The organism is Nitriliruptor alkaliphilus DSM 45188, from assembly GCF_000969705.1.
In the GTDB taxonomy this organism is placed as follows: domain Bacteria; phylum Actinomycetota; class Nitriliruptoria; order Nitriliruptorales; family Nitriliruptoraceae; genus Nitriliruptor; species Nitriliruptor alkaliphilus.
The window spans coordinates 1,570,517-1,590,855 of record NZ_KQ033901.1; the positions used below are offsets into that span (position 1 = coordinate 1,570,517).

The 20,339-nt window shown below is 73.9% G+C and carries 17 protein-coding genes and 1 tRNA gene; 13 read left to right on the plus strand and 5 right to left on the minus strand.

What is annotated here, in order from left to right; translation table 11 throughout:
• Positions 1 to 274: 274 nt before the first annotated feature.
• From topA to NITAL_RS07455, 3 genes are read left to right on the plus strand one after another with little or no spacing between them, the layout of a single operon-like run.
• The gene (topA, locus tag NITAL_RS07445) at positions 275 to 2,929 is read left to right on the plus strand and encodes a type I DNA topoisomerase (RefSeq protein ID WP_052665468.1); all 2,655 of its coding nucleotides are present in this window, start codon (positions 275 to 277) and stop codon (positions 2,927 to 2,929) included.
• A gap of 59 nt (positions 2,930 to 2,988) precedes the next feature.
• Positions 2,989 to 5,187 carry a dTMP kinase gene (tmk, locus tag NITAL_RS07450; protein ID WP_052665469.1) on the plus strand — a complete coding sequence of 733 codons (2,199 nt, stop codon included), beginning with the start codon at positions 2,989 to 2,991 and terminating at the stop codon, positions 5,185 to 5,187.
• Complete coding sequence (locus tag NITAL_RS07455; protein WP_052665470.1) at positions 5,184 to 6,350, plus strand: DNA polymerase III subunit; 1,167 nt, start codon at positions 5,184 to 5,186, stop codon at positions 6,348 to 6,350. Before tmk ends, NITAL_RS07455 begins: the two co-directional genes overlap by 4 nt.
• Positions 6,351 to 6,359: 9 nt before the next feature.
• Here the strand turns inward: NITAL_RS07455 and NITAL_RS07460 are convergent, their stop codons facing one another.
• Positions 6,360 to 7,904 (minus strand): bifunctional phosphatase PAP2/diacylglycerol kinase family protein, encoded by a 1,545-nt coding sequence (locus NITAL_RS07460; protein ID WP_052665471.1) that lies wholly within the window; start codon positions 7,902 to 7,904, stop codon positions 6,360 to 6,362.
• Positions 7,905 to 8,120: 216 nt separating this feature from the next.
• Here NITAL_RS07460 and NITAL_RS07465 point away from each other — a divergent pair, with 216 nt between their 5' ends.
• Both NITAL_RS07465 and NITAL_RS07470 read left to right on the plus strand, forming a co-directional pair.
• The gene (locus NITAL_RS07465; protein WP_052665472.1) at positions 8,121 to 9,131 is read left to right on the plus strand and encodes a zinc-dependent alcohol dehydrogenase; all 1,011 of its coding nucleotides are present in this window, start codon (positions 8,121 to 8,123) and stop codon (positions 9,129 to 9,131) included.
• 175 nt (positions 9,132 to 9,306) lie between these two features.
• Positions 9,307 to 9,379: transfer RNA gene (locus NITAL_RS07470), tRNA-Thr, on the plus strand.
• A gap of 57 nt (positions 9,380 to 9,436) precedes the next feature.
• Here NITAL_RS07470 and NITAL_RS07475 read toward each other — a convergent pair.
• Together NITAL_RS07475 and NITAL_RS07480 are read right to left on the minus strand one after the other, a co-directional pair.
• Positions 9,437 to 10,132: a class F sortase gene (locus NITAL_RS07475; protein ID WP_052665473.1), complete on the minus strand. Its 696-nt coding sequence runs from the start codon at positions 10,130 to 10,132 to the stop codon at positions 9,437 to 9,439.
• Between the two features lie 75 nt (positions 10,133 to 10,207).
• On the minus strand, positions 10,208 to 10,708 hold the full coding sequence (locus NITAL_RS07480) for a hypothetical protein (RefSeq protein WP_157041693.1): 501 nt from the start codon (positions 10,706 to 10,708) through the stop codon (positions 10,208 to 10,210).
• Between the two features lie 232 nt (positions 10,709 to 10,940).
• Between NITAL_RS07480 and NITAL_RS07485 the strand changes: the two genes are divergently transcribed.
• The 4 genes from NITAL_RS07485 (at position 10,941) to NITAL_RS07500 (ending at position 15,787) form a co-directional block, all read left to right on the plus strand.
• On the plus strand, positions 10,941 to 12,257 hold the full coding sequence (locus tag NITAL_RS07485; protein ID WP_052665475.1) for a PucR family transcriptional regulator: 1,317 nt from the start codon (positions 10,941 to 10,943) through the stop codon (positions 12,255 to 12,257).
• A 144-nt stretch (positions 12,258 to 12,401) separates the two neighbouring features.
• Entirely contained in the window at positions 12,402 to 12,959 is a 558-nt protein-coding gene (locus tag NITAL_RS07490; protein WP_052665476.1) for a hypothetical protein, read from the plus strand.
• Positions 12,956 to 15,283 carry a YhgE/Pip domain-containing protein gene (locus tag NITAL_RS07495; RefSeq protein WP_052665477.1) on the plus strand — a complete coding sequence of 776 codons (2,328 nt, stop codon included), beginning with the start codon at positions 12,956 to 12,958 and terminating at the stop codon, positions 15,281 to 15,283. The genes NITAL_RS07490 and NITAL_RS07495 overlap by 4 nt, the downstream gene beginning before the upstream one ends.
• A 108-nt stretch (positions 15,284 to 15,391) precedes the next feature.
• Entirely contained in the window at positions 15,392 to 15,787 is a 396-nt protein-coding gene (locus NITAL_RS07500; protein WP_157041694.1) for a hypothetical protein, read from the plus strand.
• Between the two features lie 54 nt (positions 15,788 to 15,841).
• Here the strand turns inward: NITAL_RS07500 and NITAL_RS07505 are convergent, their stop codons facing one another.
• Positions 15,842 to 16,342 carry a hypothetical protein gene (locus NITAL_RS07505; protein WP_052665479.1) on the minus strand — a complete coding sequence of 167 codons (501 nt, stop codon included), beginning with the start codon at positions 16,340 to 16,342 and terminating at the stop codon, positions 15,842 to 15,844.
• Positions 16,343 to 16,551: 209 nt separating this feature from the next.
• Between NITAL_RS07505 and NITAL_RS07510 the strand changes: the two genes are divergently transcribed.
• Positions 16,552 to 17,475: a crotonase/enoyl-CoA hydratase family protein gene (locus NITAL_RS07510; RefSeq protein ID WP_211262259.1), complete on the plus strand. Its 924-nt coding sequence runs from the start codon at positions 16,552 to 16,554 to the stop codon at positions 17,473 to 17,475.
• A gap of 5 nt (positions 17,476 to 17,480) precedes the next feature.
• Positions 17,481 to 18,107: a glyoxalase gene (locus NITAL_RS07515; protein ID WP_169786770.1), complete on the plus strand. Its 627-nt coding sequence runs from the start codon at positions 17,481 to 17,483 to the stop codon at positions 18,105 to 18,107.
• Positions 18,108 to 18,134: 27 nt separating this feature from the next.
• On the opposite strand, the gene NITAL_RS27920 is transcribed toward NITAL_RS07515, so the two are convergent.
• Entirely contained in the window at positions 18,135 to 18,770 is a 636-nt protein-coding gene (locus tag NITAL_RS27920; protein WP_052665481.1) for an HAD family hydrolase, read from the minus strand.
• Between the two features lie 169 nt (positions 18,771 to 18,939).
• Between NITAL_RS27920 and NITAL_RS27925 the strand changes: the two genes are divergently transcribed.
• A complete protein-coding gene (locus tag NITAL_RS27925) occupies positions 18,940 to 19,887 on the plus strand; it encodes a hypothetical protein (protein WP_052665482.1) in 948 nt (315 codons plus the stop codon).
• A gap of 84 nt (positions 19,888 to 19,971) precedes the next feature.
• Positions 19,972 to 20,295: a hypothetical protein gene (locus tag NITAL_RS27930; protein WP_052665483.1), complete on the plus strand. Its 324-nt coding sequence runs from the start codon at positions 19,972 to 19,974 to the stop codon at positions 20,293 to 20,295.
• The last annotated feature ends 44 nt before the right edge of the window (positions 20,296 to 20,339 follow it).

Here is a 20,339-nt window from a genome sequence, read left to right on the forward strand (position 1 = left end):
GGCGCCGTTCGGGGGCGGACGGTAGCCGGGGCGCGCGAACCGTGTCCAAGCGGCCACGGAGAGCGGGAGCGACGGTGAGCGAACAGCGCCCGCCGCAGCGCTTCGAACGGGGTCCCCGTAGGGGACCCCGCGAGGAACCCGCCGGAGGGGCGGCCGACCCGGAGAGTTGACACGGCTCCGTCGTGTGTCCACCTTCCGCCCACATCGGCGCCCTCTCGGGCGTCGCTTCCGACCTGCCCGGATCCGCCGGTCCGTGCGAAGGAGCGTGGCCCCCGTGGCCGAGAACCTCGTCATCGTGGAGTCGCCTGCGAAGGCCAAGACCATCGAGCGGTACCTCGGGGACCGCTTCAAGGTGCTGGCCTCGTACGGGCACGTCCGCGACCTGCCGCGCTCGGACTTCGCGATCGAGACCGACGGCGACGCCGGGTGCAGCCTCGTCTACGAGGTGCCGGAGAAGTCGAAGAAGCACGTGGCGGCCCTCAAGAAGGCCGCCAAGGAGGCGACCACCGTCTGGCTCGCCCCCGACCTCGACCGCGAGGGTGAGGCCATCGCCTGGCATGTCGCCGAGATCCTGAAGCTGGACCTCGAGCAGACCAACCGGGTCACCTTCGACGAGATCACCGAGCCGGCGATCCGCGCCGCCTTCGAGGCGCCTCGCAAGCTCAACACGGCCCTGGTCGACGCCCAGCAGGCGCGCCGGGCCGTCGACCGCATCGTCGGGTACCGGCTGTCGCCGGTGCTGTGGCGCACCGTGGCCTCGGGCATCTCTGCCGGTCGTGTCCAGTCCGTGGCGCTGCGCCTGATCGTCGACCGTGAGGACGAGATCCGCGTGTTCGTCCCCGAGTCCTACTGGAGCTTCGACGCCCTCTTCGCCCGTCAGCAGGGCGCAACGCCCGATGTCGACGCCCGGCTCTACAGCGTGGACGGCAAGCGCATCGCCTCGCCGAAAGACCTCGAGGACAAGTCCGAGGCGGCGCAGGCCAAGCTGCACGTGGTGCGTTCCGAGCCGGAGGCCGAGCGGCTCGCCGAGCGTGCCCGCGGGCTCGACTACCGCATCGCCGAGGTGCGCCGGACCGAGGCCAAGCGCAACCCGAAGCCGCCGTTCAAGACCTCCACGCTCCAGGGCGAGGCGTCCAAGCTCGGGTTCTCGGCCCGCCAGACGATGGCCGTGGCCCAGCAACTGTACGAGGGCATCAACCTCGGCGGCGAGCAGGTCGGGCTCATCACCTACATGCGTACCGACTCGCTCAACCTGTCGGGGACCGCGCTCGGCGAGATCCGCGGGCTGGTCCAGGAGCGGTACGGGGCGCGCTACACCCTCGACAAGCCGCGCGTCTTCGCCGGGACGACCAAGGGCGCACAGGAGGCCCACGAGGCCATCCGCCCGACATCGGTCGCCCGCACCCCGGAGCGTGTGCGCCGCCACCTGTCGACCGAGCAGGCGCGGCTGTACGAGCTGATCTGGAAGCGCACCATGGCGACCCAGATGGCGCCGGCGATCTTCGACCGCATCTCCGCCGACGTGACCGGGACGGATGTCGAGCGCAGCGACAGCGAGCACGCAGACCGGTCCGACGGGGAGGTGACCTTCCGCGTCACGGGGCAGGTCGAGAAGTTCGACGGGTTCCTCGCCGCCTACCGCGCCATCCGCGACGAGGACGAGGTCGAGGACGAGGTCACCGACCGGCTGCCGCAGCTCGACGAGGGCGCCCCGCTGCACCTCGCCGAGCTGACCCCGGAAGGTCACGAGACCTCGCCGCCGCCGCGGTTCTCCGAGCGCACCCTCGTCGAGGCGCTCGAGGAGGAAGGCATCGGCCGTCCGTCGACCTACGCGTCGATCATCGGCACCCTCGAACAGCGCCAGTACGTGACCAAGGAGTCGCGCCGCTTCTTCCCGACCGACCTCGGCGAGGTCGTCGTCAGCTTCCTCAAGGCCCACTTCGGCGAGGTGGTGGACGTCCAGTTCACCGCCCGCATGGAGGAGACCCTCGACGAGATCGCGCTCGGCCGTGACCCGTGGTGCCGGACCGTCACAGGCTTCCTCGACGAGGTCGACACCTGGGTCAAGGAACGCAAGCCCGAACGCCCGCGCCTGCCGTTGCTGCGACCCGCCGACTGCCACGCCTGCGGCGCACCGATGGAGCGGGTGTTCTCGGGCAAGTCCAAGCAGTGGTTCGCCTCGTGCAGCCGTTGGCCGGACTGCGAGGGCACCGCACCGCTCGAGGCCGACGGGACCGTCGGTGAACCCGAGCCGGAGCCCGAGCCGGACGAGGACGTCCGCTGCCAGATCTGCGACAAGCCGATGCTGCTGCGCACCGGGCGGTTCGGGAGGTTCTTCGGCTGCATCGACTACCCGAAGTGCAAGGGCATCAGGAACCTCCAGGAGCGCCTGGTGCACCGCGAGACACCGGGTGGTCCGATCGTGCCGTTCCGTTCGCCCACCGACCCCGAGAACAGCTACCTCGAGCGGCGCACCTCGCGCTACGGCAAGCCGTTCGTCGGATCGACCGGGTACCCCGAGGACCAGTTCGCGGTGTGGTCGCTGCCGATCGCGACACCCTGCCCGGCGTGTGGTGCGCCGCTGCGGCCACCGCCGAAGAACCGCAAGGTGCCGACCGCGATCTGCACGCACCCGAAGGTCAACCACGTCTACGAGGCCGACGACTTCGACCTGCCACCGGTCGCGACCATGACCGTGGTCGGCGGGGTGCCGAAGTACGACCCCGAGCTCGGCGGCGAGGCGATCGAGGTCGAGGAGGTGCCCGACCCGGTGCACCTGACCTTCGTCACCGAGCAGGACCCGCCGGCCAAGAAGGCGACCAAGAAGCGCACGAAGAAGGCCACCGCCAAGAAGGCGACCAAGAGGGTGGCGAAGAAGGCCACCGCGAAGAAGGCCACCGCGAAGAAGGCGACCAAGCGCTCGTCGTGAGCCCCGAGGGAGGGGGTCGCTGCAGCGGAGCCACCCGGCCCGAGCGGTAGGCTCGTTCGATGGACGCGAACGGGCCGAGCGACCCTCCGGGGGGTGGCACCACGATGCTCCGGGGGGTCACCCCCCGGACCTACCTCGACCTGCTCCGGGTGCGGGGCTTCCGGCTGCTGACCCTGTCCACGCTGACCTCGACGGTCGGCGACTGGATGGGCTTCTTCGCCATCATCACCCTGACGGCGACGATCCTGCAGGACCGCGGCAACACCGCGCTCTTCGCCGTGTCCGGGGTGATGGTCGCGCGTGTGCTCCCCGCGCTGCTGCTCGGCGCGGTCGCGGGGGTCCTCGTGGACCGGTGGGACCGCAAACGCGTGATGATCGCCACCGACATCGGGCGTGCCGCCGTGATGGCGATGATCCCGTTCACCGACGAGATCCTCACCCTCGTGCTCGCCACGCTCGTCATCGAGGTGATGTCGTCGCTGTTCGCGCCGGCGAAGGACGCGGTCTTCCCGACGCTGGTGCAGCGGCGCCAGCTGGTGCTCGCCAACCAGGTCAACCTGCTGTCGACCTACGGCACGTTGCCGATCGGTGCGCTCTCGAACGCCGCCCTCGTCGCGGTGGCGGTGATGGTGGCGCCGGCGGGCAGCTTCCTCGCCGAGCGTCCCATCGCCCTCCCGCTGTGGGTGAACGCGGCCTCCTACGTGGTCTCGGCCCTGTTCCTGATCCCGCTCAAGGTGTCGGCCTCGGCTCGTCGCGGGACGGCGCAGCGCTCGGCCTACGAGGACGAGCGGCCGCCGAGCCCGTGGCAGCAGTTGCTCGAGGGGTTCCGCTTCATCACCGGACAGCCGGTGATCCGCGCGCTGATCGTCGGGGTGATGGTCGCGGCCGCGGCGGCCGGCGTGGTCATCTCCGTCGGGGAGTTCTTCGCCCGCATCCTCAACGGTGGGCAGGCGGGCTTCGGTGTCCTCGTGGGGCTCGTCGGGGTCGGGCTCGTGGTCGGGCTCGCGCTCTCGGCGCCCCTCAGCAGCCGGCTCCAGCCCGAGCGGCTGTTCGCGCCGGGCATCGGCATCGCCGGCGGGGCGCTGATGGTCATCGCCCTGATGCCATCGCTCGCCTGGGTCGCGGCGCCGGCCCTGGTCATGGGCGCCGGCGCCGGCCTGGCGTTCATCATCGGCTACACGGTCCTGCAGTCGCGCTCGTCCGACGCGATCCGCGGTCGGACCTTCGCCGCGTTCAACTCCGGGGTGCGCGTCGCGCTGTTCAGCGCCACGGTCGCCGTCCCGTTCCTGGTCGGGCTGATCGGTCGTGAACCCCGCCGTCGGATGCCGACCCCGGACGGGACGCTCGAGTTCGCCTACCCGTACGCGATCGGCGGCATCCGGACCTCCCTGCTGCTGGCCGGCCTGCTGTGCCTGGTGGGATCGGTCCTCACCGGGCGGGCGTTGCACCGCGGGCTGACCGCCGAGCCCGATGCGTTGTCGCTCGGTGGCGAGGCCGCAGCCCTGGTCCGCCACGGGGTCTTCGTCGCGTTCGAGGGCGGCGACGGCGCGGGCAAGTCGACCCAGATCCGCCTGCTGCGCTCGGCGGTGGAGCGCGCCGGGTGGGACGCGGTCGTCACCCGTGAACCGGGTGGCACGCCGCTCGGCGAGGCGATCCGCGAGGTCCTGCTGTCGCCGACGTCGGACGCGATGGGGGACCGCACCGAAGCGCTCCTGTACGCCGCCGCCCGGGCGCAGCACGTGGACGAGGTGATCCGCCCCGCCCTGGAGAAGGGCGCGGTGGTGCTGTGCGACCGGTACGTCGACTCCTCGATCGTCTACCAGGGTCACGGGCGCCAGCTCGGTCAACGGGCCGTCGCGGACCTCAACGCGTGGGCCACCGGTGATCTGCGGCCGGACCTGGTGGTGCTGCTCGACGTGGATCCGGCCGAGGGCCTCAGGCGCGCGACCCAGCACGGTGGCGGCCCCGACCGGCTGGAGGCCGCAGGCCTCGAGTTCCACCGCGCCGTCGCGACCGCGTACCGGCGTCTCGCCGAGGCCGACCCGGACCGCTACCTGGTCCTCGACGCGCAGCGGCCCGTCGAGCAGCTGCACCGCGTCGTCCGCGAGGCGGTGCTGGCGCGACTGGCCGAACGTGACGAGGCAGCCGACGGGGGGACCCGGCCGCCGCCGACCGATCCGCCCCAGGATCCCGCCGCCTCGGCCGCCCTGGCCCGCGAGCTGGTCGACCCGCCGAACGAGGACGAGGACCGCCCGTGAGCGCGACCTGGGACGAGGTACTCGGCCAGCCCGCGGCGGTCGAGGCGCTGCGTGGTGCGCTGCGGGCCGACGAGGTCGCGCACGCCTGGCTGCTGATGGGGCCGACCGGGGTCGGACAGCGCGAGGCGACCCGCGCGTTCGCGGCCGCGCTCAACTGCCCCGACCGCACCGAGGACGCCGGCTGTGGCGGGTGCTCGACATGTCTGCGCATCGGTCGTGGTGTCCACCCCGCCGTCGAGACCTTCGAACCCGAGGGCCAGTTCCACCTCGTCGACGCGGTCCACGACTGGATCACGACGGCCTCCCGCTCGATGACCGAAGGGCAGCGCCGCGTGTTGCGCATCGTGGCCGCGGACCGGATGAACGAGGCGGCCCAGAACGCCTTCCTCAAGATCCTCGAGGAACCGCCACCGTCGGTGGTGTGGGTGCTCGAGGCGTCCGACGAATCGGCACTGCTCGACACGATCCTGTCGCGCTGCCGGCGGCTCGCCGTGGTCCCCTGGGGTCCCGACGCGTTGCGCCAGCTGGCCACGCGGGAGCTCGGCGTCGCCGCTGACCAGGCCGCGGACCTCGCGCGTGCGTCCCTCGGATCACCCGAGCGGCTGCGGGATCTGGCCGACCCCGAGCTCGCCGAGGCCCGCTGGCAGCACCTGGCGATCATCGATCGGCTCGCGACGGGTGGACCCGGGCAGGTCGTGCCGCTCGCCAAGGAGCTCACCGTCTGGGCGCGCGGCCGGGTCGCGCCGCTCAAGGAGAAGCACCAGGCCGAGTTCGCCGGTTACGAGGAGTCCTACGGCGTCGACGAACGCGGCCGTGGTTGGCCCCCCGGCGTCAAGAAGCGGCTCGAGCAGCGGCACGCGCGGCTGGAACGGGCCGAGATGCGGCGCGCACTCGACTCGTTCCTGGACACCCTGGCCAGCCAGCTCCGCGATCTGCTGGCGGTCTCCGCCGGTGGCTCGGCCGACCACCTGATCAACGTCGACCATCTGGCCTCCCTGCAGCGGGACGCGACGCGCCTCCCGCCGGTCGCGGCGATCGAGGGTCTGCAGGCGGTCGCGCGGTGCCGCGAAGCGCTCGACCGCAACGGTGCGCCCGAGCTGCAGCTCGAACGGCTGCTCCTGGCTGTCGCGCTGCCGCTGTACGCACAGGCGACCGCCAGCTGACCGTGTGGGTCAGGCGCCGGCGTCGTCCTGCAGCGGCTGGACGATGTGCAGCGCCGCGGGTCGCTTTCGGAAGACCACCTCGTCGGCGCCACGCCACGCCTCGCCGTCGGTCACCAGTTGCAGCGGCCCCCCGTGGGACCTGACGTGCACCTCGGTGGCGGCCCGGCGTTCGTAGGCGCGGCACCGTCCGACCCGCCCCGTGAGCAGCGCCAGGGTGATGCGGGTTCGGGCCCACCGCGGCGCGGCGTCGAGCACGCGCACGTCGAAGGTGCCGTCGTCCAACCGGGTACGTCGGGTGGCGGGCACTCCGTCGCCGCGGAACCGGCAGTTGCCGACGAACAGCAGCCAGATCCGTCGCGGCTGCCCGTCGATCTCGACGTCCTCCGGCCGTGCCGTACGCAGCATCCGGACGATGCCCCAGAGCGCCGCCGGCCACTTGCCGACACGCGGTTCGAGCCGTTCCCGGTCGACGACCAGGTGGGGGTAGCTACCGAGGCTGGCGGCGTTGACGAAGACCCGTCCGTCGACCTCCCCGAGATCGGCACGGATGGCGCTGTCGGCCCCCACGGCATGGATGGTGGCCTCCGGTCCCTCGAGGCCGAGGTCCTTGGCGAGGTGGTTGAGCGTCCCGGCGGGCACGATCGCCAGCGGCACGCCGGACTCTGCGGCAACGGTCGCGCCGGCGCTCACGGTGCCATCACCGCCCGCCACGCACAGGACCCGCGCGTCGCGGGCGGCACGACGCAGGGCCGCGAGCAGGTCCTGGTCCGGGCCGACCTCGACGGATGCAGCCGCCGGGAAGGCTCGCAGGACCTCGTCGACGGCTGCCGAGGCCGAGCGGCCTCCGGCCTCGGCGTTGTGCACCACCACCAGCCCCTCGCCGGTGGGACCGACCAGCGCGTCCTCCGAGGTGATCGGCGCACCGGTCGCCGGGCGGGGGTCGGCCAGCGGCCAAGGTCGGGTCGTGGCTCTGGCGACGGCCACGCCGATGGCCGATCCGACGAGGACGTCGCCGGGGTAGTGCACGCCGGTGTACACCCGTGAGGTGGCCACCCCGGTCGCCAACGTCAGCAGCGGCAACCGCAGCCGAGGGTCCTCGAGCGAAGCACCGGTGGCGAACGCGAACGCGGACGCCGAGTGGCCCGACGGGAAGGAGGTGGAGGCGGGAACGCGCGCGAGGCGGCGCACCTCGGGTACGACGGCCAGGTCCGGGCGGGTCCGCCCCGTCAGCAGCTTCGCCGGCAGGTTGGTCAGCGCCGAGGTCGCCGCGACGGCCAGCAGCCCCCGTGTGGCGGCCCGGCGACCGAACCGGCCCCCCGTCGCGGCCGACACCGCTGCGATGCCCATCCACAACCGCGAGTGGTTGGCAGCGCGTGACAGCCGAGGGAGCACGGTGTCGAGGACCGGCACCTCGGTGCGGGCGACGGCGCGGAACAGCGCGAGGTCGGCTCGACGGAGCGGCAGCGGCACGAGCGACCGGACCCGTCGCTGGACGCCGGCCCAGGCGGTGGTGGGCCCCATCGAGAGGGCGGGTCCCTCCGCGGCAGCGGTCACGGCGTCGCCTCCGGATGTGGTCGAGGGTCGTCACCGACCCGAGCCGACCGCTGCGGACGCGTCAACCGACCTTCAGGCGAACACCCGCCGGCGCCGTGGCCCGGGCCGAAGGTCCGTCGGAGGTCGGGGCGCTCGCCTCTCGGCCGCTGGGGTGGCGGGGAGGACGCTCGGTCGTGCGCCCGTCCTCCCGTTGCGCCGTCCCACAGGAGCCGTTCCATGAGAGCTGCCATCGTCCGCGCCTTCAACGCGCCGCTCGAGGTCACCGACGTCCCGACCCCCGAGCCAGGCCCCGAGCAGGTGCTCGTCCGCATCGAGGCGTCGGGCCTGTGCCACACCGACATCCACGCCTGGCGCGGTGACTGGCCCGTCAAGCCGTCGCCGCCCTTCATCCCCGGCCACGAGGGGGTCGGCATCGTCGAAGCGATCGGTGCCAGCGTCACCCGCGTCGCGGTCGGCCAGCGGGTCGCCCTCCCGTGGCTCGCCACCGCCTGCGGGACCTGCGACCACTGCGTCGGTGGCTGGGAGACCCTCTGCGAGTCCCAGCAGAACACCGGCTACTCGGTCGACGGTGGGTACGCCGAGTACGCCGTCGCCGATGCGCGCTACGTCGGGCTCGTCCCGAAGGGCATCGATCCGGTCGACGCCGCACCGCTGACCTGCGCCGGCGTGACCACGTACAAGGCGGTGAAGGTCGCCGGGACCCGTTCCAGCGACCTCGTGGCGGTCTTCGGCGTCGGTGGTCTCGGTCACCTCGCCGTGCAGTACGCCGCGATCGCCGGCGGCACCGTCGTGGCAGTCGACCTGTTCGACGACAAGCTCGAGCAGGCCAAGACCCTCGGCGCGACCTACACCGTCAACGCCCGCGAGCAGGACGTCGCGGCCGAGATCCAGGGGCTCGGCGGCGCCGACCAGGCGATCGTCACCGCGGTCTCGCCCCGCGCCTTCGAGCAGGCCTTCGCGTCGCTGCGTCGCGGCGGCACGTTGTCGATGGTGGGGCTGCCGGCGGACAACGACATGACCCTGCCGATCTTCGAGACGGTGCTGCAGGGGATCACCGTGCGCGGATCGATCGTCGGGACGCGCAAGGACCTCGCCGAGGTGTTCGAGCTGCACCGGCTCGGGCGCACGCGGGTCGTGCGTGAGGTCCGCAGGCTTGATTCGGTCAACGAGGACTTCGCCGCCGTCGAGGCGGGCGAGGTCACCGCTCGGTTGGTGTTCACCTTCTGAGCGGTACAGGGCGCCGCCCGGCCACGTGGGGTGGGTCGGGCGCGCGCGAGAGACGGTGGCGCGGTCCGGGTCGTCGGGCCGCGCCACCGTCGCGCGACCGACGGCAGCCGGTTGGTGGCCTCCGCGGCCACCGGTACGCTTCCGCCGCCGTGTGCCCTGGCACGCGGTGCTCCGTGCTGGAGTAGCTCAGTTGGTAGAGCAATCGCCTCGTAAGCGATAGGTCAGGGGTTCAAATCCCCTCTCCAGCTCCCCTCGACACCCCCGGTCCCGGCCGGGGGTGTCGTGCGTGTGGGCCGCGCGAGGAGCTACGAGGACCAGCCTTCGAGCGCGAGGTACACGATCACGTTGTCCTCGTAGCTGCGCTGGTCGCGGTCGAAGTCGCCGCCGCAGGTGATCAGCCGCAGCTGCGGGGTGGAGGTCGCGCCGTAGACCCGCGTGGTGGGGAACGCGTCCTTGCGATGCACCTCGGTGAACGCCGCACGGAAGTGTGCCCGTGTGCCGTCCTCGCGGTCGATGACCACCACATCGCCGGGTTCGAGCCGGTCGAGGTGGCGGAAGATCCCGTCGCCGACGTGCGAGTCGACGTGGCCGACGATCACCGCTGGGCCGCGCTCGCCGGGGGCGCTGCCGCCGGCCCACCACCCCGGGACCATCGCGTCGTCGGGGACGCCGAGCGTCCCGTCGCCGCGCAACCCGAGCTCGGCGAGGACGGCATCGATCCCGAGGGCGGGCACCCGTAGCCGAACCGGAACGGGTGCCTGACGTTCGGCGCGTCCCCCCTCGGCGGAGACCGTGACCGCCTCGACCTCGACCTCCGCTGGTGGGGTCGCGCCGGCCCCGGTCTCGGTTCCGGTCTCGGTGACCGGAGCGTCGGACGGTCCGGGGGCGTCGAGGGCGGTGGCCGCGTCCCACGGACCGGGGGCCGGCGAGGCGCCGAGCGTGGCAACGGCGACCGCCAGCAGCACCACACCCGCGACCACCGCGGCGGCGCCCCCGGCCACCGCATCCGCCCCCGACCGCCGTGCAGGCGTCGGGGGCGGACGGGTCGTCCCGGGCCGCGGCACGCAGTGGCCGGCTCAGGTCTGCAGCGTCGACCGGCGGTACCACAGGTGCGCCGACGCGACGGCGGCGAGCAGCACGCTGGCCAGCGCGATCGGGCCACCGTGTCCCTCGGGAGCAGCGCCACCGAAGCCGGCGTCCACGCCGCCGACGGGCGTGGCCTCGGCGTCCGCGTCCGCGTCGACGGACTCGTCGAGCACCTCCGTGTCGTCGTCGAAGCCGTCGTCGCCGAAGCCGTCGTCGGTGCCGTCGTCGTCGCCGAAGCCGTCGTCGTCGCCGAAGCCGTCGTCGTCGCCGAAGCCGTCGTCGGTGCCGTCGTCGCCGCCGAGTCCGTCGTCCTCCGCCCCGTCGTCGTCCCCGTCCGGGGCGAGTCCCTCGAGGGCGTCACCGAGCTCCTCCTGCGCGGACGCGGCCGGCGCGACCGAGGCCGCACCGATCGCGGCGAGGAGGGCCAGCAGGAACACGATCGAGGCCAGGCGGAACATCGCTCCGAGCCCACGGGTACGCACGGTCGTCATGGTCGCCTCCCAGCGGTACGTCGAGCCCACGGGCGTGGCTCGACGTCGTCGACCTCGGACCCTGCACGGCGAGGACTAGTCCGGCAAGGCCGTGGAATCGACCGAACGGACGAGATCGTGGGGAACCCCCGACGCGCCGCGGGGGCCACCGGCGGTGCGCGCGGCACCTCGACGTCGCGGGTTCCTCGCTAGCCTCCGACGATCCGCAGCCCGATCGCCACGGAGCAGCCCGATGACCGCGCCTGGCCCCGGTCCCGGTGCTGGGGCGCGGCTGCCGGTCGACCGCTCGTTGCCGCTGACCTCCCTTCCCGCGGCCGTGGCAGCGCGTGACGGTGACGCGACCGTGGCGGTGCTCGACGACCTCCCGTGGCCGCGGTTCGATGCGGCGCTCGTCGACGCCGTGATCCGTCCCGCCATCGGCGAGATCGTGGACCGGGTGGTCGCCGAGCTGGAAGCCCGGGGTGAGGACACGGGCCTCGACGGTCCGATCGAACGGGGCGTGCGGACAGCGACGGAGCGGGCGCTGCGTCAGTTCTCCGCCGCCGTCGAGACGGGGACCGTCGAGGTCGACGTGCGGTTCTACCGCGGGCTCGGGGCTCGACACGCTCGCGCCGGGTTGCCGCTCGCGCAGCTGCTGGGCCTGTTCGGGTCGGGCGGGTTGGCGTGCTGGCGGGCGATCGCCGAGCTGCACGGGTCCGGTCGGCTCCCCGACGACCTGGTGCCCCCGGCCGGCGAGTTCGTGATGGCGTTCGTGCAGGAGCTGTCGTCCGCGGCTGCGGTGGGGTACGCCACCGAGATGGGGGGCGGCGCCGCCCGCTCGCGGACCCGTCGGACCGAGCTGGTCCGCGCCATCATCGAGGGCGACGAGGCCCAGGCGTCCGACCTCGCGACCCGGGGGCACGAGGTCGGGTGGCCCGTGCCGAGGACCCTGTCGGTCGGGGTCGTCGTCGCGTCCGGCGGCGTCGCTTCGGAGCACGGCTGGCCGCCACAGGTGATCGCGGCACCGGTGAGGGGACGCTGGTCGGTGCTGGTACCGGGCGGTCTCGACCTCGGCGACCTCGACCTCGGCGAGGTGACCCTCGCCGTCGGCCCGCGGGTCCCGCTCGACCGGGCGCCGGAGAGCGCGGCGGTCGCCGATGACCTCGCCCGCCTCCTCGCCTCGCAGCTGCGTGACCGCGTGGCCATCGCTCCCGGGGCGCACCGCGCCGTCGACCACGCCGTCGATCTGGCACTGCTGCGGTCCCCGGCGCTGGCGGACGAACTCGTGACCGAGTGGCTCGCGCCGTTGCTGGCCCTCCCGGCGCGCCGGGCCGAGCCGCTCCTCGAGACGCTGGAGGCGTGGCTGGCGTCGCCGGGGCACCTGACCGCCATCGGACGGCAGCTCCACGTCCACGTCCGTACCGTCCGCTACCGGCTCGACGCGGTGCGCGAACTGCTCGGGGCGGTGGTCGACGAACCGTCCGCCCGGACCGACCTGGCGTTGGCGGTCCGGGCCGTCCGCCACACGGCGAACGCGGCCGTTCAGCCGACAGCCGCCGCGGATGACTAGTCGCAACGGACAGGGTGGCCGCGTCCTGCCAGCGCCGGGTTGTCACTCCCGAGGGTGATGCGTCGTGGGCGTCTGCCGCCGGACCGCCTGTGCCCGGCAGTTCACCCTCCGTAGCGTCCTCCTCTCCGATGGGAGAGGGTTCGTGTGCGCGCGTCGCTGTCCGTGATCGTCACCGTGCTGTTGGTGGCGGCGATCACCACCTTCCGGACCGGCCTCGGCCTGGCCAGCGCCTGGCCGGTGATCATCGGCGTCGTCGTCTTCGCCGCACGGTCCGGGATGGGGAGCGCGGAGCCGGCCGCGGAGCCGGTGGCCGGTGTCCTGCGTGCCGCCGCCGCGATCGCCGGTGCCGTCGTCGCGTGGGCCGCGTTCGCCGTCCGGGTCGGTGTCCTCGGGCCCGACATCCCGGCGGCACAAACGGTCACCTTCGTCGGCGGCCTGGTCCTGGTGGTGGCGTTCGGGCTCGTGCTCCGACACGGGGCCTGGTGGGCCGCAGCCGCCGGCTACGCGACGTTCCACGGCGTCTTCGAGCCCATCCTGGACGCCGACCCGGCGGGGTTCCTCACCAGCTCGCCACCGGCGCTGCTCGCCACCGCCCTGGCGTTGGCCGCCGGCACCGGTGCCGCAGCCGTCGCGAGCCTGCTGCGCGGCCCGGCGAACGTGTCGACGGCCACGGCACGGCCGAGCGCGGAGGTGCCCGCGTGACCGTGCCCGCATCCTGCTCCCTCGCTTCCCGGACCGTCGCCGCCAGCGCGGCCGCGCTGCTCACCGTCGGGCTCGTCGTGCTCGTCGTCCCCTCGTCGGCCGCGCAACAGGACGACCGGCTGACGGTGCTGCTGGACCGCGAGACCATCAACGCGAGGCTCGCGCCCGACGGCACGCCGGACGAGGTGCGGCTCTACACCCACCTGACCGTCGACGGTCACGGCTCGCACGTGATCGAGGACCCCGCCGCGACCACGGGCCTGCGTTCGCTGTCCTCGCTGCGCGACGCCCCGGAGGCCGACGAGGACGGGGTCCGGTGGGAGGTCGATCTGCGTGGGCCGCGGGAGCTGCGCAGCGTGGCCGACCACGAGGGGCCGCTGCCGGTCGAGATCGAGGTGGACCTCTCGCTCGACGGCGAGCCGATCTCGGCCGAGGAGGTCGTCGGCCGGGACGGCCGTCTGGAGGTCACCTACCGGCTCCGGAACGTCAGCCACCGCACCGTCGAGCTGCGCTACCCCGGTGCGGACGGCGAGGAGGTCGTCGAGGAGGGGCAGGTCCCCCTGCCCCTGGTCGGGACGGTCCAGACCACCCTGGGAAGCGACCGGTTCGACGGCATCGATCCGCACGCGGCCATCGTGGCCGGGGACGGTCGGGGTGGGACCCAGCTGCAGTGGTCCACCGCGCTGTTCGCGCCGCTCGGTGACGAGGTGACCGAGCTGACCTACGCCGCTGACGTCCGGGACGCCCAGCTGCCGCCGGTCCGCGTCAGCCTCGTGCCCGCCGGCAGCCACCAGTCGCCCCTGGACACCGGGATGGCCTCTTACGAGCAGATCGTCGGCAGCCTCGGTGAGGTCGAGGACGGTGCCGGTCGACTGGACGACGGCGCCCGGGAGCTGGCGGCCGGCGCCGCGGAGCTGATGGCCGGCCTGACCCGGATCGCGGACGGGTCGCGCGAGCTGGCGGCGGGCCTCACCGAGGCCCGGGACGGCTCGGGCGAGCTGTCCGACGGGCTCGGGCAGGCCCGCAGCGGGACCGGTGAGCTCGTCGACGGGCTGGGGCAGGCTCGCAGCGGCGGGTCGCAGCTGCGGCATGGGGCCGTCCAGCTCGACGACGGCGCCAACGAGGCGGCCGACGGTGGCCGCCTGATCCTCGACGGGCTCGGGCAGGTCGAGGCCGGCCTCGAGCAGTTGACCGCACCCGACGGCGTCCCGGCCGCGATCGGGGGCCTCGACGCGCTGCTCGCCGGTGTCCGCGAGCTGCGTGCCGGCGTCGGCGCCGCGGACGAGGACGGGACGCTGCGGTGGGGCATCGGCCAGGTCGACGGCGGGATCGGCCAGCTGCGCGACGTCACGGGCATCCTGCTGCGCGGCGGTGTCCTGCCGACCGGTGACGAGTACCCCGGGCTGCCGTTCATCGCCGACGGGGCGCAGGAGCTCGGTGACGGCCTGTGCGAGTTCGCCGACGGACCGCTCGGTCTGCTGCTGCCGCAGCTGCGTGAGGCGTGCGACGGGGCGCGCCTGCTCGAGGAGGGCATCCGCGGGACCGAGCAGATCGTGGACGGGGTCGACGGCGGCCTGGCCGAGCTCGCGGACGGCGTCGCCCAGCTGCGTGACGGGCTCGACGAGGTCGCCGAGGGCATCGACCGCGATGCGCCGGGCGACCCCGGTCTCCTGGCGGGGCTCGGCGAGCTCCGTGAGGGCCTGGCCGCGGCCGAGGACGGGCTCGGCCAGCTGCTCGAGGGGGCCCGCGAGCTCGCCGATGGCCAGGGCCAGCTGGTCGACGGGCTCGGTGAGCTGTCCACGGGCACCGGGCAGCTGCGCGCCGGTGCAACCGAGCTCCGCGGCGGTCTCGGTCAGCTCGAGGACGGTGGGCAGGAGCTGCGCGGCGGGCTGGCCCAGCTCGACGACGGTGGCCGCGAGCTCGCCGCTGGTCTCGTCGAGGCACAGGCGGGCAGCGCGGAGCTCGGGGACGGTGCCGAGCTGGCCGCCGACGGGAGCCAGCAGCTCGCCGACGGCGCTGGCCGCCTGATCGAGGAGGGCACCGAGGTCCTCCACCGGGAGGTCGCGGAGGGCCGGACCGAGCAGAGCCGCACCCTGGCGTTCTTCCGGGCGGTCGACGAGCGTGGCCGGACCGACGGGATGCCCTACGGGGCCGCCCACGGCGCGCCGGGGGAGGCGGCCTACGTCTTCGACCTGGTCGGCACGCAGACCACGCAGGCGCCGGGGATCGCGACCGTCGGCGTGGTCGGCCTGCTCGCGTTCGCGCTCGCCGGCGCCATCGCTCTCGGGTTGGCCCGTCGAGGAGGCCCCGACCCGGCGGGCTGAACCCCGGCTCGGCGCCCTCGTGCCCTGGTGCGGACGGGTCCCGCTGCGGGACGTACCCTCGGCGGCGCCCGGTCCGCGAGCGACGACCGGTCGGAAGGCCCGTTGCCCGTGTCCACCCCCGTCGAGACCACCACGGCGCCGTCGGCAGCGGTCAGGCCGCGGTCGGCCGCGGACCGGATCGCACGTCACCTGCTGCGCGTCGAGGGCGCGGAGCCCCGTGCGCTGATGCCGCTGAAGGGCTCGCTGATCATCTCGGCGATCCGGTGCGTCATCACCTACGCCATCATCCCCGCGATGGCGCCGGTCATCAGCGGCTTCGGGTTGGTCGCCAGGCCGGTGTCGCTGGCGCTGGCGATCGTCGCCGGCGTCATGGCGGTCGTCAGCCTCCGGCGGGTGTGGCTTGCCGATTGGGCCCGCCGCTGGGCCTACACCGTCTTCATCCTGGTGGTGCTGGTGCTGCTGGCCGTCGCGGCCGCGTTCGACGTGCGGGCGCTGTTGGCCTGACGGGCCCGACTCCCGTCACGGTGACCACGATCCGTCGCCCCCGGATCCTGCTCGTCAGATCCTGCTCGTCAGCGGTGTCGTCTCGACGGCCGCCTCGAGGCGGGCCGCGATGGCTGCGACGAAGTCCTGGACCACATCGTCGGTCAGACGGTGCACGAGCACCCGGTCGATGATGTCGCCCGCGGCCCCGAACGGCGGGTCGTAGGTGCCCGAGAGGGTCAGCTGGACCCGCGGGGGGTACATCGACAGGGCGGCGATCTCGAGCTGGGCCTCCACGGTCGGGAACAGGCTGTCGGCGGACGCCGCGCGCCAGCGCAGCGGCAGCACGGTCCGCAGGGCCTCGATGGGCATCGGGGTGCCGACCTCGATCACGATGTCGCGGGTCACCTGCACGCCGGCGATGCGGGCGCGGAGGGCGGCGAGGACCTCGTCGTCGTGCGGCTTGCCGGCGTCCGTGGCGTCCTGGAGGAGGCTGTCGGGCGCGGTGGTCAGCAGCTCGATGGCGTCATCGAACCGGACCTTCACGTCCTGGTGTGCGTGCAGGGGGCGATCCACGCGGACCCTCCTCTGGTGGGGTACGTCCGTAAGGTCGCCCGGCCATGCGGCCGGCGGCAGGGCCAGAGGACCCTCATCTGGGCGACGGGCGGCCCCGCATCTGCGCGGCTTCCGCCCGGGGTGCACTAGCGTCAGGTCGTCCCGCGGCCCGCGACCGAGCCGCACGGCACGACCCCCGGAGCCGACCTCGAACCGGACGGAGGACGGATGTGGAACCGCTCGAGACGATGACCTACGCCGTGGCCGACCGGGTGGCCCGCATCACCCTCGACCGGCCGGAGCGGGGCAACGCGCTCACCCCTCGGCTCATCGCGGAGCTCGCCGCCTGCGTCGAGCGCGCCGACCTCGACCCGCAGGTCCACGTCATCCTGCTCAGCGGCAACGGCAAGGGTTTCTGCGGCGGCTACGACCTGATCGACAGCGCCGAGGGCTTCGGCGGTGCAGGGTCGCCCTCCTCGGCTCCGGGAGCGCCGGCCGGGTCACCGCTCGACCCGGCGGTGATGGCGGCCAACCACGACCCGGACGGGATCTGGGACCCGATGGTCGATCACGCCATGATGAGCCGGAACGTCCGTGCGTTCATGTCGCTGTTCCACGCCTCGACACCGGTGGTCTGCAAGGTGCACGGGTTCTGCGTGGCCGGTGGGACCGACCTGGCGTTGTGCAGCGACCTGCTGGTGATCGCCGAGGACGCCAAGATCGGCTACCCGCCGTCGCGGGTGTGGGGATCGCCGACGACCTCGATGTGGGCCTACCGGCTCGGCCCCCAGCGCGCGAAGCGGTTGCTGTTCACCGGCGACAGTCTCTCGGGGCGTGAGGCCCTGGAGTGGGGCCTCGCGATCGAGGCGCCCCCGGCCGACCAGCTCGACGAGCGTGCCGAGATCCTCGTGCAGCGCATCGCCCGGATGCCCTGGAACCAGCTCGCGATGATGAAGCTGTTGGTGAACCAGTCGATGGCCAACCAGGGTCTGGCGACCACCCAGCTCGTCGGGACCATCTTCGACGGGATCACCCGCCACACCGCCGAGGGGTACGCCTTCCAGCAGCGGGCGGCCGAAGCCGGTTTCCGCCAGGCGGTGCGTGAGCGCGACGAGCCGCTCGGGGACGCCGGCTCCTCGACGTTCAAGGGGTGAGCCCGGTGCGTGGACCGACGTTGACGGGGCTCGCGATCGGCGACGACCCCGCGGCGTGGCGCGCCCTCGGCCTGCCGGTCACCGGCGACCGCTTGACCGTCGGCGGGGTGACCATCCGGCTCGCCGGTAGCCACGGTCGACGCGGGGTCCTTGGCTGGCAGCTCGACCCGCCCGCCCCCGACGACGTGGACGGCCTCGGGCCCGCGGATGCCGGCGGCCCGCCGCCGACGTCGGCGGCGGAGGTCACGACCGGCTACTCGGTGGTCGCGGTCGACCACCTCGTGGTGGCCACCCCCAACCTGCGGCGGACCACCGCTGCGCTCGGGACGATCGGCCTGACGCCGCGGCGAACGGTGGACGCCGTGCGCGGCGACGGCGGCGTGCGGTACCGGTTCTTCCTGCTCGGCACGTGCGTGCTGGAGCTGATCGGTCCGACCGAACCGGCCGGGGATGCGCCGGCCATCTTCGGCGGCCTGGCCCTGACCGCACCCGACCTCGACGTGTTCACGGAGGTCATGGCACCGCCCCGCGCGGCGGTCCAGCCGGGGCGACGGATCGTGACCCTCCGCACCGAGGACCACGACGTGAGCGTGCCCATCGCCGTCCTCAGCCCGCGCCCCAGCACGGACTGAGGCGATCGCCGGGGCGGACCGCTCTGGTCACAGCTGACCGATCAGCTCGGCGGGGTCGTCGACGATGCGGCGGCAGCCGGCCTCGCGCAGGATGGCGTCCCCGAAGCCGCCGCAGCGCACGCCGATGGCCCGGATGCCGGCGCGCTCGGCGGCCACCGCGTCCCACGGTGCGTCGCCGACGAGCATGGCCTGCTCGGGGGTGATCGCCAGCTCGGCGCAGGCGGCGAGCAGGATGTCGGGGGCGGGCTTGCTGTCGATGCCCTCGCCGGCGCCGGCGAGCGGGAGGTCCCCGTCCTCGCCGAGGACACCGAGCAGGATCTCGCGCTCGGCTTCGCCGGCGGAGGTGGCGATCACGAAGGGGACCTCACGGGCGCGCAGGTCCGCGAGCAGTTCGCGGGCGCCGCGCGTCGGTCGGAGGTCCTCACCGCGGGCGAGGAAGCGCTCTTCGTGCGCGGCGGACAGTTCGTCGGCGTCGTCGACGTGACGACCGAGGAGCCAGGGCAGCAGCCGGTCGCTGCCCATGCCGATCCCGGCGTGGATGCGTGCCGCGGCGACGTTGTAGCCGGCCTCGCGCAGTGCGTCCTGCCAGGCGACGACGTGGTGGTAGACCGAGTCGACGAGGGTGCCGTCGAGGTCCAGGAGGGTGGCGGTTGCTGTGGACATGGCGACGGGGTACCGCCTCGAGGGCGCCGACGCTGCGCACCTCCCCCTGGCCGAGCGATGGGGGCACCGAGGAGGAGTCGGGTGCCTCGACGTGGAAACCTCCCGTGACGGCCGCTGACCGGCTCCCGACCCGGGGATCGGTGACGTGCGGACCAGCCGGAGCACAGCCGTGACCAGCCCCCACGCCACCCCGGACGACGGGCGACCGTCGATCGAGGCGCGCACGCGGCTGGCCGGGGACCTCCACGAGCAGCTCGCGAGCTCACGGATGGCCTGGGACGCGGCGCTGCTCCGCAGCGACGCGGCGCTCGCGTCGGGGGACGAGGCCGAGGTCCAGGCCGCCCTCGCCGACCACCGGCTGCTGCTCGGTGTGCTCGAGGAGCGGCTCGGCGCGGTGGTCGCGGCCGCGACGGTCACCCGTGAGGCCGAGCGGGTCGTGCGCAGCTCCGCGGCCGTCTGCGCCGATCCCGCACCGCCCGGCGGGCACGCGACGCCGCCGCCGGCGCTGGCCGCATCGGACCCGCGCCGGGGTCCGGTGGCGCCCTCGCCGGGACACCGGCTCGTCGGCGCGCTCGCGGGCGCCGCCGTAGCGCTGGTGTTCCTGGGCGGGTTGCTCGGTGCGGATCTGCGTCTCGGCACCGACGGGCTGGTCGCCGGCACCACGACGCAGGACGAACCCGGCGTGCAGGCGCGGGTCGCCGCCACCTCCGTGGCCCCACCCGCGCTCCCCGGCTTCGGAGGTGTCGCCGGACCTCGCGCGGCCCTCCCGCGCTTCTCCGGCAGCCTGCCACCCGCGACGGCGCCGACCGGTCCGAACGACGCCGCCGGACCCTCGGGTGACGCTGCCCCCGGCCTCCCCGGCCAGCTGCCGGACGACCGTGAGGGGGCACCGACGCCCCCGGGTCCGGACCGCGACGGCCCACCGAGGGGGGACGCACCCGGCGCACCCGACCTGCCCCGGCCCGAGGAGCTGGTCGAGCGTCTCGCCGAGCGCGAGGGCGGCGACGGTACCGACGTCGACACCTCGATCCCCCGGTCCCTCACCGAGATCGTCGAGGTGACGCCGGAGGCGCCGATCGAGCCCGCCGCTTCGGACCCGACCGGCGGGCTGGGGTAGGCTCCCGCCGCCCGGAGGTGCCGTGCGCGCCGGGTTCCGCTGCCCCGTCCGAGAGCTACCCCTCCGAGAGCTAGAGAGACGCCGATGCGCCGCCTCCTCGCGCCCCTGCTGCTCGCGCTGGCCCTGTTCGCCGCCCCCACCGCGGCTGCGGCCGACGTCGCCCAGGCCCCCGCCGATGCGCTCGTGCTCGCTGCCGAGGCGGGTGAGCCGCTCGGTCCCGAGCCAGCTCCCCGCGACCAGCTCGACAACCCGGCTCGCTCGCTCGCCGGGTACGAGGACCCCGAGGTCCAGTTCACCTGGGCAGCCTCGTTCCTCCTGCTCGTTCCGGTGGTGATGGGGGTCGTCATCGGCGTCGGTCTGTGGTACCTGCTGGTGGTGCGGCCGGCCAAGGACGAGCAGACCGCGTGAGCCGAGGTCCGCGACGGGCCTCCCGGCGACGGCAGGACGGCACC